Source organism: Veillonella sp. CNR 79/14 (genome assembly GCF_003992185.1).
GTDB lineage: Bacteria > Bacillota > Negativicutes > Veillonellales > Veillonellaceae > F0422.
In genome coordinates this window covers 110,032-125,253 of the sequence record NZ_RQVH01000001.1, presented here as the reverse complement: position 1 = coordinate 125,253, position 15,222 = coordinate 110,032, and the positions used below count along the sequence as shown (strand labels likewise).

General features: G+C 36.6%; 16 protein-coding genes. 3 read left to right on the top strand and 13 right to left on the bottom strand.

Annotation, left to right across the window (positions count from 1 at the left end; translation table 11 throughout):
* Positions 1-8: 8 nt before the first annotated feature.
* The 3 genes from cbiB to cobU are packed head-to-tail and all read right to left on the bottom strand — an operon-like array spanning position 9 to position 3,086.
* Entirely contained in the window at positions 9-986 is a 978-nt protein-coding gene (gene cbiB / locus EO119_RS00540) for an adenosylcobinamide-phosphate synthase CbiB (protein ID WP_126940288.1), read from the bottom strand.
* Complete coding sequence (locus EO119_RS00535) at positions 986-2,506, bottom strand: cobyric acid synthase (protein ID WP_126940287.1); 1,521 nt, start codon at positions 2,504-2,506, stop codon at positions 986-988. The genes cbiB and EO119_RS00535 overlap by 1 nt, the downstream gene beginning before the upstream one ends.
* Positions 2,499-3,086 carry a bifunctional adenosylcobinamide kinase/adenosylcobinamide-phosphate guanylyltransferase gene (cobU, locus tag EO119_RS00530; protein WP_126940286.1) on the bottom strand — a complete coding sequence of 196 codons (588 nt, stop codon included), beginning with the start codon at positions 3,084-3,086 and terminating at the stop codon, positions 2,499-2,501. Before cobU ends, EO119_RS00535 begins: the two co-directional genes overlap by 8 nt.
* A 71-nt stretch (positions 3,087-3,157) precedes the next feature.
* On the opposite strand from cobU, the gene EO119_RS00525 reads away from it, so the two are divergent.
* On the top strand, positions 3,158-3,508 hold the full coding sequence (locus EO119_RS00525) for a hypothetical protein (RefSeq protein WP_009353780.1): 351 nt from the start codon (positions 3,158-3,160) through the stop codon (positions 3,506-3,508).
* A 112-nt stretch (positions 3,509-3,620) separates the two neighbouring features.
* On the opposite strand, the gene EO119_RS00520 is transcribed toward EO119_RS00525, so the two are convergent.
* From EO119_RS00520 to EO119_RS00475, 10 genes are all read right to left on the bottom strand, one after another.
* Complete coding sequence (locus EO119_RS00520; RefSeq protein WP_009353784.1) at positions 3,621-4,124, bottom strand: cob(I)yrinic acid a,c-diamide adenosyltransferase; 504 nt, start codon at positions 4,122-4,124, stop codon at positions 3,621-3,623.
* A 64-nt stretch (positions 4,125-4,188) separates the two neighbouring features.
* Positions 4,189-5,052 carry a zinc metalloprotease HtpX gene (gene htpX, locus EO119_RS00515; protein WP_126940285.1) on the bottom strand — a complete coding sequence of 288 codons (864 nt, stop codon included), beginning with the start codon at positions 5,050-5,052 and terminating at the stop codon, positions 4,189-4,191.
* 77 nt (positions 5,053-5,129) lie between these two features.
* Positions 5,130-6,059 carry a homoserine kinase gene (gene thrB / locus EO119_RS00510; protein ID WP_126940284.1) on the bottom strand — a complete coding sequence of 310 codons (930 nt, stop codon included), beginning with the start codon at positions 6,057-6,059 and terminating at the stop codon, positions 5,130-5,132.
* A 10-nt stretch (positions 6,060-6,069) separates the two neighbouring features.
* Positions 6,070-7,362 carry a homoserine dehydrogenase gene (locus tag EO119_RS00505; RefSeq protein ID WP_126940283.1) on the bottom strand — a complete coding sequence of 431 codons (1,293 nt, stop codon included), beginning with the start codon at positions 7,360-7,362 and terminating at the stop codon, positions 6,070-6,072.
* Between the two features lie 18 nt (positions 7,363-7,380).
* On the bottom strand, positions 7,381-7,833 hold the full coding sequence (locus tag EO119_RS00500; RefSeq protein WP_062402832.1) for an ACT domain-containing protein: 453 nt from the start codon (positions 7,831-7,833) through the stop codon (positions 7,381-7,383).
* A gap of 2 nt (positions 7,834-7,835) precedes the next feature.
* Positions 7,836-8,834, bottom strand: a complete 999-nt coding sequence (locus EO119_RS00495; RefSeq protein WP_009353790.1) for a lysylphosphatidylglycerol synthase transmembrane domain-containing protein — start codon at positions 8,832-8,834, stop codon at positions 7,836-7,838.
* A complete protein-coding gene (locus tag EO119_RS00490; protein ID WP_126940282.1) occupies positions 8,831-9,697 on the bottom strand; it encodes a ChbG/HpnK family deacetylase in 867 nt (288 codons plus the stop codon). The genes EO119_RS00495 and EO119_RS00490 overlap by 4 nt, the downstream gene beginning before the upstream one ends.
* Before the next feature lie 59 nt (positions 9,698-9,756).
* Entirely contained in the window at positions 9,757-10,563 is an 807-nt protein-coding gene (locus EO119_RS00485) for an RNA methyltransferase (RefSeq protein ID WP_126940281.1), read from the bottom strand.
* A 12-nt stretch (positions 10,564-10,575) separates the two neighbouring features.
* Positions 10,576-12,309, bottom strand: coding sequence for an ABC transporter ATP-binding protein (locus tag EO119_RS00480; RefSeq protein WP_126940280.1), 1,734 nt, complete (start codon positions 12,307-12,309; stop codon positions 10,576-10,578).
* On the bottom strand, positions 12,299-14,035 hold the full coding sequence (locus EO119_RS00475; RefSeq protein ID WP_126940279.1) for an ABC transporter ATP-binding protein: 1,737 nt from the start codon (positions 14,033-14,035) through the stop codon (positions 12,299-12,301). Before EO119_RS00475 ends, EO119_RS00480 begins: the two co-directional genes overlap by 11 nt.
* A gap of 124 nt (positions 14,036-14,159) precedes the next feature.
* Here EO119_RS00475 and tpx point away from each other — a divergent pair, with 124 nt between their 5' ends.
* Both tpx and EO119_RS00465 read left to right on the top strand, forming a co-directional pair.
* Positions 14,160-14,675, top strand: a complete 516-nt coding sequence (gene tpx / locus EO119_RS00470) for a thiol peroxidase (RefSeq protein WP_126940278.1) — start codon at positions 14,160-14,162, stop codon at positions 14,673-14,675.
* Between the two features lie 69 nt (positions 14,676-14,744).
* Positions 14,745-15,164: a phosphate-starvation-inducible protein PsiE gene (locus EO119_RS00465; RefSeq protein WP_038144480.1), complete on the top strand. Its 420-nt coding sequence runs from the start codon at positions 14,745-14,747 to the stop codon at positions 15,162-15,164.
* Positions 15,165-15,222: the final 58 nt, after the last annotated feature.

The following is a 15,222-nucleotide window of genomic DNA, read 5'->3' as shown; positions in this document are numbered from 1 at the left end:
TGCCACCTCTACCATTGATTAATTACATATGTACTGACCATCGTTAACGCAACACCTAATATAGAAACAGTATACATCAAATATATAGTTTGATAAATGTGTTTCCCTACCATAGATGTTATAGGGTCTCCCATATAGGCCCGAAAGGTGACTTTGTCATGATACACATTTTGTCCACCTAACCGAATATGTAAAGCCCCTGCTACGGGAGCCTCTGCATAGCCCCCATTAGGACTAGGATGTTTATACGCATCACGAATGGCTATACGGATGGCATGTTTCCAATCTTTGCCACAGAGAAAAGAAGCTGTCACAAATAAAACACAAGTAATACGTGCAGGAATATAATTAACTACATCATCTAAGCGGGCTGCAAAACGACCAAAGTATAAATAGCGCTCATTTTTATAGCCTAACATGGAGTCCATCGTATTAATAGCTCGGTATCCAATAGCTCCCCATGGACCTAATAGGACAAACCAAAATAGAGGGGAAATAATGCCATCTACTGTATTTTCCGCTACTGTTTCAATGGTAGCACGAGTAATTTCGCTTTCATCAAGTTCACTAGTCTTACGACCTACAATCCATCCCACTTTACGGCGTGCTTCAGATATATCTTGTTTTCTCAACAAATTAGCAATTTCTATGCCTGCCTCTGCTAAACAACGAGGGCTAATAGCAATGTATAGGCACAATAAGGATACTATGAAATAGCCGATTGGATGTATGGTCCCTCCTATAAATAGGAGCCCTGTAACAATGACCATCACAGTCATTAAGACTAGTAGTACAGTAGATATCCCTAATAGTATTTGATTCCTTGGAATTGTATTCTTTTTATACAATAGATGTTCATAGAAAAAAATACAATTACCAATTAAAACAACAGGATGGTATTTACTTCTAGGGTCACCCACTAAAGTATCTAACAAAAGTGCCCCTAAAGGAATAAAATAAAGAAGATGGTGTATAAACCATTCCATTAGTCTTGCTCCCATAATGATTGAATATATTCCATATCTAAATGTTCTTCTACAATCTTAGCTAATCGATTATAGGCAGCTTCTTTATGTTCAAAGTAGCGGAATACAATATCTAATGGCTCTAATCCGTTTTTTGTACGCAATGCATTCAGGATTGAGCGACGTAATCCATCATTATCTAAAATGCCGTGAATATATGTGCCCATCACTTGACCATTACTAGTGACAAAACCATCGATCACATCTACCTTAGCATCACTACGCTTTTGAATATGGAAACAACGTTCTCCTGCTCCTACTGGCTGTGTATCTCCCATATGGATTTCATAGCCTACAAGATTTTCACCACTATAGTTAGTACCTAAGAAAGATAAATCCTTTACATCAAAACAAACTTGATGTGTTAATTTTTCAGTTTTCATAGTAGTAGCTGTTGGAAGCAAACCTAAGCCTTTTAATTCAGGAATATCCCCTTCAATCCCTTCTGGATCATAAAGCATTTCTCCCAGCATTTGATTACCACCGCAAATACCCAATACAGGTACCCCAGTATTTGCTAAGTCGTGGATATCTTTATCATAGCCATGCTCCTGTAAGTACGATAAGTCAGCTAATGTGTTTTTAGAGCCTGGTAAAATTACCATATCTGGATGACCAATTGGCTCCCCTTGTTTCACAAAACGAACAGATACATCTGGTTCATAGGCAAGAGCATCAAAGTCTGTAAAGTTAGAAATTTTAGGAGTTTGCATGACCGCAATCGTAATCTCCTTAGATACTCCTCTATATTTACTTTCTAATGCTACAGAATCTTCTTCATCAATATCAAGGTTTTCTATCGCCGGTACTACACCTACTACTTTTTTACCTGTTTTTTCTTCAATAAAATCCAATGCAGGTTGTAATAATGTGACATCACCTCTGAATTTATTAATGATAATACCTTTTACTAGATCTCTTTCATCTGGTTCTAATAATTCTAAAGTACCCACCACAGATGCGATAGCACCACCACGATCAATATCTGCAATAAGCATGACAGGAGCCTTTGCTAACTTAGCAACACGCATGTTTACAATATCATTAGCTTTTAAATTGACTTCCGCAGGGCTACCGGCACCTTCAATGACAATCATATCAAAATTTTCATCAAGATATTGTAAACTTTCTTTTACTTTATCTAAGGCTGTTAAGGAGTATTTTGTATGGTATTCTCTAGCGCTATACACACCTACCGGTTTGCCCATTAACACAACTTGAGAGGACTGATTGCCTGTAGGTTTTAATAGGACGGGATTCATTTGTACAATAGGCTCTAAACCTGCTGCTTCCGCTTGTGCTACTTGGGCTCGCCCAATTTCATCCCCTGCTTTGGTAACATAGGAATTTAACGCCATATTTTGTGCTTTAAAAGGTACTGTTTTATATCCCTTATTATGTAAAATGCGACACATTGCTGTAGCTAAAATACTTTTACCTACATTAGAACTGGTACCTTGAAACATAATTTTTTTAGCCATGGTTGCTTACCTCCAATGCTTTTATATCTATTGTCATACCACTGATTGTCATATATGATTCATCAGCCTCTGCTGCTACCATTCGATTGACACGTCCCATAATATCTCTAAAAATACGAGCTAATTTATTCTCTGGAACAATACCTAAGCCAATTTCATTGGTCACAAAAATAACCGTCTTTTCATTGTTTCCCTTGTAGGATCGAATCACATCAAGTACAGCTTGTACTTCTGAAAGTATAGCTCTTTCACGGCAATTTATATCTTCCTGAGATGTAAATTCACCATCTTCTAATAATAGATTAGTAGTCCACATCGTTAAGCAATCTACTAATACCACAGAACATTCACCTAAAATTTGTTGAATCTCTTTACTAATGGCACAAGGGATTTCATAATTGTTCCAAATCATTTTCCGTCGTTCTTGATGTAAATGAATACGATGCTTCATCTCTTCGTCATAAGGTTGCCCTGTAGCAATATATCCTTTTTGTCCTTCTTTAGATAAAGCTAGTGTTTCTGCAAACTCACTTTTGCCACTACGGGCACCACCTGTACAAAATATTATACGATTTTTCATAGTATACCTATACAAAGTTGCCCTTTATCAGTTATCATATGTACTATACGTTCATTATAAAGGAGACAACTATGGAATTATTAAATTTAGACATCCAATTAATGGCTACTCTATGGGAAAATACCTATCGTGCAGCCATTAAAGATCAAAATGGAAATTATGTAGCCTCTGTACGCATTATCGTAAATGTTCCACTTTCACCAGACCGTTTACCACCCAATGCACCAAAAGCAGATCCACAATTATTTGTATTGGTAGAAGACGCTGTGATGGAATCCGAAGATATCATTCAGTTTGAAACTTTATTATCCGTACACATCCGAGAAAAATTTAAAAATGAAATCGATCAGATCTATTTCTTCTATCCAAGCCCTGAAGATGTGCTAAACAAAACTGTAGATGTACAAGAAGTACAACATTAATCACAGTAACTACATACAGTATTATAGCACATCCAAGAAGATTTGATAGAAATAATCTAAGAGATACTAAAAGGAGGTACCCAACATGGAGTACCTCCTTTTATATCGTATACTATTTCACTTCATCTTCTACGCGCGCTAAGATAAATAGCAAGTCGGATAAACGATTTAAATAGCGAAGATTTGACATATGAATCTCTTCTGTTTCTCCTAACTTCCATAGGTCTCGCTCTGCACGGCGAACGATGGTACGACCTAAGTGCAAGAAACTGGATGTTTTACTATCACCAGGTAAAATAAATTTAGATAATGGCTCTAATTGTTCATCAAATTTGTCGATGATCTGTTCTAAATTAGTCACATGCTCATCTGTAATAGTAGCTTCTTGTCCTAAACTAGAGATATCAGCCATAATCATCCACAGTTCTTTCTCAAGTTGCAATAATGTGTCTTGTACTACCTTTTTGTCAGAGTACGCACGAGCTACTCCAAGAAAGGCTTGTGCCTCGTCAATTGTTCCATACGTACAAACACGTTGAGATGCTTTACTTACACGTTCACCAGTGTATAAACCAGTAGAACCTGCATCGCCTGTTTTCGTGTACACTTTTGCCATAGTATACCTCCTTAACAACTAGAAACCTTACGATCTCTGTAACATAAGATATGCATTGCTCCCTTTATATGCGACTCGCTATGTCACGCAAACGTTGAATACGACTTTCTGTAGATGGATGCGTGCTAAATAATTGAGTCATAGTGGAAGAAATTCCACTCAAAGGATTAATGATAAACATGTGTGCTGTAGATGATACGCGGCTTTCGCTTTGACCAGGAAGCACACCAAATTTAGCATAATGCTCAATTTTGGCTAATGCGGATGCTAAGGATAATGGCTTGCGACTCATCATCGCCCCTTCTTCATCTGCTAAATATTCACGAGAACGTGAAATAGCCATCTGAATTAAGCTAGCTGCCAATGGAGCTAAAATGATAGTGCCAATTAATGCTAAAGGATTAGAATTCTCCTCATCATCACGGCCTCCAAAAATAGCTGCCCATTGTAACATATTCGCCACCATAGCAATAAATCCTGCCATGCTGGCTGCAATAGTACTAATTAATGTATCTCTATGTTTCACATGAGAGAGTTCATGAGCCAGTACACCTTCAATTTCATCATCTGTTAATAGTTTCATAATACCCGTTGTCACAGCTACTGCTGCATGCTCAGGGTCACGGCCTGTAGCAAATGCATTAGGTACTTCTGATTCAATAATATACACCTTTGGCATCGGTAACCCAGCATTATGAACTAATTTTTTTACAATTTGAAAAATAGTAGGGTTGTTTTGCTCTGTAATTTCTTTTGCATTATAAGCCCGCAATACCATAGATGCACTATTCCAATAGGTATAGAAATTTATTCCTAAAGAAATAATAAACATTAGTATCATCCCTGAATGCCCACCTACCATTTGACCTATAACCATCAATAATCCTGATAATAATGCCAACAAGGCTGCTGTTTTTATATGATTCATGTATTCCTCCTACTTAGTTTTTATAGAATGTATATACTTAGTATAGCATACAAAATGTAAAAGAATCATGAAGTTTTTTATTCATATTTAATTTTTACAACTTTAGCGCCCTCACGGTCTGCATGCAGTACGAAACGGCGGCAGTCAATATCGTTGTTCATAAAGACCGAACTCATAGCATCTGCCACTGTCACTGCATGTTCCGGAGAACAATAGGCAATTAAGGTTGAGCCTGAACCACTAATAGTAGAGCCATACGCACCATGAGCCTTAGCTGCAGTAAATACATCATCACAATAAGGAATCAAGGTTTTGCGATACGGTACATGTAGATAATCCTGTAATGCTACAGACAAATTATCCATCCTATTTTGTATCATGGATCCTACAAATAATGTAGCAAATCCTACATTGGCAACAGCTTCTTTATAGCTTAACTCCGTTGGCAATACGCTTCGCGCATACGATGTTTCTACAATCACTTCTGGTACCACTACAGCAAAGGTTAAATTACTTGGTACATCGATATGGGAATGGAATACTGTATCATTCCCACCAACAGCACAGACTAAATTCCCCATAATAGCTGGCGATACATTATCAGGATGCCCTTCCATATCATTGGCAATGAGCAATAATTGATCTTTATTTAAAGGTTCTTGTAAATAGGCATTGGCTAATAGCAACCCACCCACAATGGCAGTAGAACTACTGCCAAGACCTCTTGATGGTGGAATTTGTGTATTAGAATGAATACGACCATAAACAGGTGCAGCATTCACCTCTTTAAATACCCTTTCCATGGCAATACCCACTAGATTTTGGCTATGGTCTTCTTTCTCCAATAAGTCCGCCCCAAACCCTTCAAAGGTATATGTATTAGATGTGGCCTCTTTGTCAGGTTCAAAGGTAAATACATTATATAAATTTAATGCTACTCCAAGACAATCAAACCCAGGCCCGCAATTAGCACTCGTAGCCGGCACTTGCACCGTAATAGATTTCATGAACACTCCTTTATTCAACCATGATGCGGATGACACTCCCCACTTCTCTAACTACACGTAAATGGTTGAAAGAATCAATTAGATTTTGAATATACGCATGAGGACATTTAGAAGTAATTATCGCTAATGTAGCAGTATCATTATCTGCTTTACGTTGGATAACAGAATGAGCAGAGATGCGTTGTTCTGCTAATTTGGTAGCTACTTTTGCTAATACACCTGTTGAGTTATCCACAGTCATACGAATGTAGTAAGCAGATTCAATTTTACTAGAACTATACATTGTTTTTTGCGGATAATAGAACTGCTTCATTTCCCCTGTTTTTCCTTGTACTACATTACGAGCTACTTCCATCACGTCACTCACGATAGAACTACCTGTTGGTAAGCTACCAGCTCCACGACCGTAGAACATAGCCTCATCAAAACCGTTGCCACGTAAGAATACAGCATTAAAAGAACCCCGTACAGAGGCTAATGGATGTGTATTGGCAATAAAGGCAGGATGTACATTTAAAGACAAACCTTTTTTCGTTTCTCTTGCAATGCCTAATAACTTAATAGTATAGCCAAACTCTTTACCAAATTGGATATCACTAGCATCAATTTGCGTAATCCCTTCACAACTTACATCTTCAAAGAAGATACGTTTATTAAAGGCAATAGAACCTAAGATGGCTAATTTACGTGCTGCATCATAGCCTTCCACATCAGATGTAGGATCTGCTTCTGCATAGCCAAGGTCTTGTGCTTCTTTTAGGACTTCTTCATAGCCTAATCCATCTTCACTCATCTTAGATAAAATAAAGTTAGTAGTACCATTTAAAATACCCATAATTTCTGTAATTTGATTACTGCCAAAGGAATCATATAAGGCGCGGATGATTGGAATCGCTCCTGCCACACTCGCTTCGAAGCGTAAGTCCACATGATGCTTTGTAGCTAGCTCCATTAAATAGGGACCAGCTTCCGCCAATAAATCTTTATTAGCAGTCACCACATGCTTTCCAGCAATAATGGCTTCTTCAATACAAGTGCGGGCAAAGGTAGTACCACCCATTACTTCTACTACAATATCTATAGATGAATCCTGTAAAATTTCTTTATAGTCTGTTACAAACGCAGCTGTTGCAGGTAGTGCAACATGACTATATTTATCTGGATTTCTCACATAAATTTTATCTACTATTACTGGTACACTAATACGATTTTGTATGACATCTAAATTTTTAGTCAATAGTTCAACTGTACCCTGTCCAACAGTACCAAAACCCAAGAGGGCAATCTTTACGCCTTGCTTCATTCTAAATCTCCTTAGGCACTAGGCTTGACCAATTAGTTCCACCTTAATAACACCCTCTAATTGTCGTACTTCGTGCAAAACATCTTCTACTGGTAATGTCAATTCCTTCGTTTCAAAGGAAATATTCACATGTGCTACACCTTGTAGCGGTAAATTCTGATTAATTGTTAACACACTGCCATTATAATCTGCAATAATCCGTAAGATATTAGATAACATACCAGACTCATTAGATATCAGTGCGTTAATTGACACAATTTTACCTTGTGAAAGTTCATAAAATGGAAATACATAATCTTTGTATTTATAATAAGCAGAGCGACTTAAATCCATTTTTTCAACAGCTTCATTAATTGTCTTAGCCTCTCCTAGTTGTAAAATAGATTTTACTTTAATTGTTTTTTTAATCGCTTCTGGTAAGATTACTTCATTCACTAAATAAAATTTGTCTTTTTTGCCTTTCACAGCCATAACTACACCTCTTCACTACTAGTGGAAACGGAACTTGCGATGTGTTGTCCATATAGAGTAAATACGGAATACATACCGATAAAAAATGGAACATATTCTGCTACAATCCGCCACGCCACTGCAACTAGCCCCACCGTTCCAATTGGCACAAAAGAAGCAAATAAATACACAAATAATCCTTCTGCAACGCCTGTTCCACCTGGTGTAGGAGCAAAATATAAAATTAAATTTAATAAAATCATACGATTTAAGATTTCAACAATACTAATATCTGAAGTAAACGCATACATCAATGCTGGCGCAATAGCATATAAAAATAATAAGCTCAATGCAGACTCAATAAAGACGATAAAGGACTGCATAGGATTTGCATATAATAAACTAAGTCCTCCATTAAATTCATCCAACTTAATGAGCCAACCTTTTGGGTTTCCTTTTTTTGTTATCTTACATATCCAAGTTACTAAGCATTTCATAAGTCGCGTTTGTAATAGATACATTCCCATAAATGTTGAAATCACAACAAAGATTGATATACCTATCAATTGAGAATTAGTAATATATGGTACATCGATAGGCTCTGTTACCAGAATAAACGGTAACATGATTATTAAAAATAAAATAGAAAATACAGTTCGCACTAACACGATAGGTGCTGCTTTACCGATAGGTACATGATAAGACCGTAAAATCAAAGCCTGTGCTACCGCACCACCACTAGCACCAGGTGTTAGCATAGCCATAAAATAATTACCAAATATAACTCGTAGAATAGCAATTAGGGATAAACTATATCCACCCATACGTACCAACCGTTGTAGCCGCAAACCATCAAAGTACATACCTAAAGCAAGTGCTACCATTGCCAACAATAAAGATGTAAAGTTAAATGTACCTAATGTAGCTAATGAATCTAAATCAATTGTAAAATAAATTGTTATACCTGACACAATAAGGAGTAAAAATCCAATGAAGATTCCTCGCTTTGCCATGGTGCTCATGAACGTTCTCCTTCAGTCCATTGTCCATAATGGATGAGACTAATATCATGAGTAGCAATATATTCTTTTACTCTAGCAGATGTCATAGCCGCTCGTTCCTCATCCCAATGATAGCCCCAATCATACAAGGATCGGAGTGTATGATTATCTTTACCAGGATGTGTCATAATTTCATGGACCCCTTGTTTCTTAGCAACTTTTTTTAAAATTGCTAACAAAGCTTCTTCTCTCAATTGACCACCATTCATCATACCCCAAAAATATAGGGGCGATGAAAATCCAAAATCACGAGATATAGTGTAGGCTTGTTGTGTGATAACCGTTAGCCCTACTTTACCAATCCAACGACCTAGTGAAGACACACCATTCATTAAAAATGGAGTTTCATCGGGCATACGAATCTTAGTTAAACCATAGCGCTTCATTTGTTCTGCCACTATAGGCAACACTTGTGGTAGTACATGCATATGTTGATGTCCATCTACATGTGTTATAGGTAATCCTGTAGACATTACTTTTTGAAATTGTGCTTCAATTTCTTTTCGCAATTCAGAACCTTTTATACGTCCGGTATACAGCCGTTTTATAAATTCTGTGTGTGTCATAGGAAATTTACCATCTATCAACAGACTTGGAATTTCCTTAGGATCACAAACAGGAGAAAGCCCCCCGACCAAGCAAACATGCAATCCCACGCCTAGTGTGGGCGTTGTCTTAGATAATGATAAGGCATCCTCAAAATAGTCTCCAGATGCCAATAAAGACGTACTTGTTACTATTCCTTGTTGATGACTTTCTAGGATTCCTTCATTAATAAGAGGATGTAAACCAAAGTCATCTGCATTCACAATTAGACGTTTCATAGTTACCTTCCTGTACGCACTAAATGGATAATTGTATTCTTATTCTACCAAAATTATTGCTATTTGGATAGACAAAGTTTTCTTTCTTGTACTTTATACATGCACAAAGCTCCAGCTATGGCAACATTCAGAGATTCCATGGGACCATACATGGGGATAGAAATTCTCTGTGTAACCAACTGTAATATATCCTCTGAAATACCATTTGCTTCATTTCCTAGAGCAATCATAGTGGCCCCTGCATAACTTGGTTCTCCATAGTTAACACTATCTTCTAAAACAGTTCCATACAATTTGATTCCTTGCTCTTCTATAAGCTTTACTACACTATCTTTTGTGACATTTGTATAAATCGGTAATTTACACAATCCACTCATAGTACTACGCACTGTTTTTTCATTGTATATATCTACCGTATTAGATGTTAAAAACATAGCTCTTACACCAGCACCAACAGCAGTTCGTATTAAAGTTCCTAAATTGCCTGGATCTTGTACTCCATCAATGAGTACATATAGACCATTCTCTTTTACACGAAAATCTTCTAGTCGATGTACTTTTTGACATACTACAGCAATTATCCCTTGTCCATGAACTGTTGTTTCAATCCCTTTCCATAGGTTATCTGAAATGGAAAATACCTGGACGTCATAGATGTCACATAAGGATAGCAATGGCTCTAACTGTTCCTGTTTTATGGATTCTATGTTGACAATGACATACCGTACTGTACCAGTAGGCAGCATATCTATGACTGTACGATATCCTTCAGCTACAAATTCCTGATGCGTAGTACGATATTTTCGTTTATATAATTGTACAATGTGCTTAATTTTTTTATTATCTCGTGAAATAATATCTTCCATAATACCCTTTCTTTATGCATTCCATAATTGATAAAACAAACCTTTTTGGCCTAGCACTTCCTCTAAGGTACCTTGTTCTACAATTTCACCATCGGATATGACAATAATTTTTGTAGCATCACGTAACGTTGACAAACGATGTGCTATGGCAATCATCGTTTTATCACCTTTCATATCTGCAATCGATTGTTGCAATAATTCTTCTGTGTGACTATCTATATTGGAAGTAGCCTCATCAAATACTAATAATGATTTATTCTGTACCAAGGTTCTAGCCAAAGACAATAATTGGCGTTGTCCCTGTGAAAGTAAAGATCCTAAATATCCTACAGGTGTTTGATATCCCTCTTCCAAACGCTGTACAGAGCTATCTAAATGAGCCCGTTTAGCAGCTTCTTTTATCATTTCTTCTGTAATAGAACTATCAAACAAAGAAATATTCTCTTCAATAGAACCTTTAAACAAATGGGAGTCTTGGAATACATAGCCCATTGATTGGCGTATGATCCTTGCGTCTAATGAACTCAAATCATGTCCATTTATACGAATACATCCTTTGGTAGGCTGTTCAAAACCAAGTAATAATTGCATCATCGTGGACTTACCCCCACCGGATGGACCTGCTATTCCTAAGAATTCCCCCTCCTGTAAGGACCAATTAATATCTTTCAATACGTAATTTTCTGTTCCATCATAAGAAAAATAGACATGATCAAACTCGATAGAATGAATAGAAGAAAATTCTTTTGGTATCACAATATTCTTTTCTACCTGCTTAGTTTCACTTTCCAACATAGGTAAAATACGTTCTGCTCCTGCTAAGGCAGACTGTAAGTTACCATATTTTTCAGCAATTTCTTTGATAGGTTCAAAAATCCGATTAATATATTGTAAAAATGCAAAAACAGTGCCTGCCTCCGTAATAGAATCAAAATATCCAGTCACAGTAAAAATAGCAATAAGAGCTACAAAGAATAATCCATCTACAATTGGCCTAAAAATAGCAAATGTTTTTACCTCAAATAGGCCTGCCTCTAGAAACTCTCGACTTACCTTATCGTAGCTTTTTTCCATGATAATTTCACCTACATAGGTCTTAATCATCAAAATAGCATTTAACATTTCTTGTACGGATGCATTGGATGCAGCCACTTTACTACGAACGCCTCTGAAAGCTTTTCTAGCATACTTACGATAGATAAAAATAACCCCAGCAAATACAGGCACTAATAGTAATACTATGGTAGCCAATGTAGTGTCTATAAGGAACATAAACGCTAAAATGCCAATAATTTGAAAGATACTACTACTTATTTTTACGAGCACCTCTGTATATAAGGTGCGAATCGACTCTGTATCATTGGTAACTCTTGTCACTAAATTTCCTACAGGATACGCCGTAAACTCTCTAGGACTCATAGTTAATATATTTTCAAAAATTTTATTTCTAATATCATAGATGATACGTTGTCCAAAACTTTGCAAAGCATAGTTTTCAACACCTAATGCAATCATTCCAAATAAAATTAATCCAATATAAGCGACTGCATAATTCGTTATGAGACCCATATCTTTAGTCGCCACGCCTACATCGATAAATTCTTTCATAATAACTGGTCGTACTAATTGCACTCCTAGCACTAGAAGTAACATAGAAACACCAAGACACATATAGGCCATATACGGTTTTATAAATGTGCACAAATGTAATAGCACATGATAATCTGTTTTTTGTTTAGTTCTCATGGCTATCTCCTCGCTTTTGCAACATCACCAACTGATGATACATACCTTTTTGTTGTAATAATTCTGAATGCGTACCAGATTCAACGATATGACCTTCGTGGAACACATAAATACAATCTGCACCTTCTAAGGCCTCTAAGCGCTGTGAAATGCATATAATAGTTTGTTCTGTATTAGATCGCAATGTGTCTAAGATATGACATAAACTATGAGCATCTAAAGCAGAGAAAGCATCATCTAAAAGCAAGTAAGGAGCATCTTTAAAGAATGCACGAGCCAAAGAAATTCGTTGTCGTTGTCCTCCAGATACATCGGTACCACCTTCTTCTAAGTGATCATACTTACGATTCCCTTCAATACGTTCCTCTAAATCTCTAAACAAACCCGCCCGTTGAGCAGCTTCTTCAATAGTCATTGACAAATCTTTTCCCTTTGTATAACCAAATTGAATATTCTCTCTAATGGATACACTTAGTAAAGAAGGCGTGGATGATGCATAGGCGATACTATGACGTAATGTACTAAGCGGAATATCTTGAATATCGGTAGAACCAAAATAGATACTATGTTTAGGGGCATGCTGAATATCCAATAATAACTTAAATAAAGTAGACTTTCCCGATCCAGGCCCACCAACGATACCAATAAAAGCTCCTTTTGGAATATGCATAGATACATCTTTTAAAATTGGTTCCTTGCTAGTAGCATAGGCGAAGTTTAACCCCTCTATATGTATATCTTCTAGTGGTAAGTGCCCTACTTGTTCTTGAATTTCTTCCTGAGGAAGTTCAAAGAACTCTTCCATTCGTTCCAAGGAGGCCAAACCTTTTTGCAATACAGATGTTAAAGAGCCAATCGCCATGATAGGTCCTATAACAAGCATGACATACCCATTAAGTGCCACAAATTCGCCTACTGTTAGTTCTCCATTGATGATAGCTTGACCACACACATACATATTAAGTGCATAGCAAACAAAGGGTGCCATATACGTTAATGGAGTCAGTAAGGAATCAATACGCACCACATCTAGATTATTTTCATAGTTCTTTTCATTCACTTTTATAAACCGTTTCCAGCTTGTATACTCCTTGTTGAATGCACGAATGACTGCCATACCTAAAAATAACTCTTGAGCATATTCTGTCACATCACTGTAGGAACTTTGTGCTTTCTTTTGACGACTTCGTAAATGTTTTGAAAGCTTCAACATGCCATACACAATAAATGGCATCGGCAATATAGTCACCACTGCTAACCAGAGGGACATCTTTTGAACAAGGATACAAAATGCAATGACCCCAAAGAATAAGGCATCTACAAATAACATAACCCCTAATCCCAGAGACACACGTAGAGAGGTTACATCATTTGTCATCAAAGCCATAACTTTTCCTGGACCATGTTCATCATAATAAGATGTAGGGATGCGTAAGGCGTGACGAAATAACTCTCGACGCAAATAAAACTCAAAATTGCGGATAGAACCTAGAAGCATATGACGAGAGATAAATTTTAACACAGTAATAACAATGCCTAATACGATAAACCACCATACATACTGCCAGATTCCATCTTTGCCAACATATAATGTATTGATAGCTTCCCCCATCCAAGAAGGAACCAGTAAGAATAACCCATTTATGGTAAGTAGTAATATGATTCCAATAATATATTTATACGAATGATCTTTGAAAAAGTAACGGAATAAATGAAAACCTTTCATAAGTACCCCCATTCTATGATAATTTCGATTTTTTTCGATAAAGTTTATTTACTAATTTTATTGTACCATGTTATAATGTCATTATACAAAAGATAATATTCCGTATTTTAAGGAGGAACATACAATGGAAAAACGTACAGGTGTAGTAACATTTGCAGGTAACCCAATCGCTTTATTAGGTAAAGAAGTAAAAGTAGGTGATAAAGCTCCTGCATTCACACTATTAGACAATGGCTTAGGTGAAAAAACATTAGCGGATTATGCTGGTAAAGTTAAAGTTATTTCTGTAGTACCATCTTTGGATACTGGCGTATGTGATGCGCAAACTCGTTGGTTTAATCAAAACGTTTCTAAATTAGGTGAAAACGTTGTTGTATTGACTGTATCCGTAGACTTACCATTCGCTCAAAAACGTTGGTGTGGTGCTGCTGGTATCGACCAAGTTGAAACTTTATCTGACCACCGCGACCTTTCTTTCGGTGAAAATTATGGTTTCATTCTTGAAGGCTTACGCTTATTATCTCGTGGTATCGTTGTTATCGACAAAGACGATGTAGTTCGTTATGTAGAATACGTGCCAGAAGTAACATCTGCTGTTAACTTCGATGCAGCTGAAGCGGCAACTAAAGCGTTAGTTTAATTGTTACTAAGTAAATACATAAGGGTGCAGTGATTCGTCACTCCACCCTTTTTTATTGGAAAGGTCCAAATGAATTATTTTTTACAACAAATATCTACATTTTTTCAGTGGGTTCTAAACTTCACTCTATTCTCTATCGGCATTGTATTAACTGTAGCTGTTTTGAATACAGCATTTCATATTGTAACGCTCATACCAGGTTTATTTACAACCGAAGTGGCATATATTACATTTTTAGAAGAAATTATTAATTTCTTTCTATTTTTTGAATTCTTATCCTTAGTGGTAAAATATTTTAAAAACAACTTCCACTTCCCTCTTCGTTACTTTATCTACATCGGCATTACTGCCATCATTCGACTGATTATTGTATCTCATGAATCTGCTATAGATTTATTTCTTTGGTCTTCTGCTATCTTGGCCTTAGTCATCAGTTTAGTATTAGTCGTTCGATATGGTAAAGAGCCTAATACTGGAGAAAGATTATAGATTATCATAACAAAAGGACTGAACACAATGTTGTGGTCAGTCCTTTTTTATACTAAGT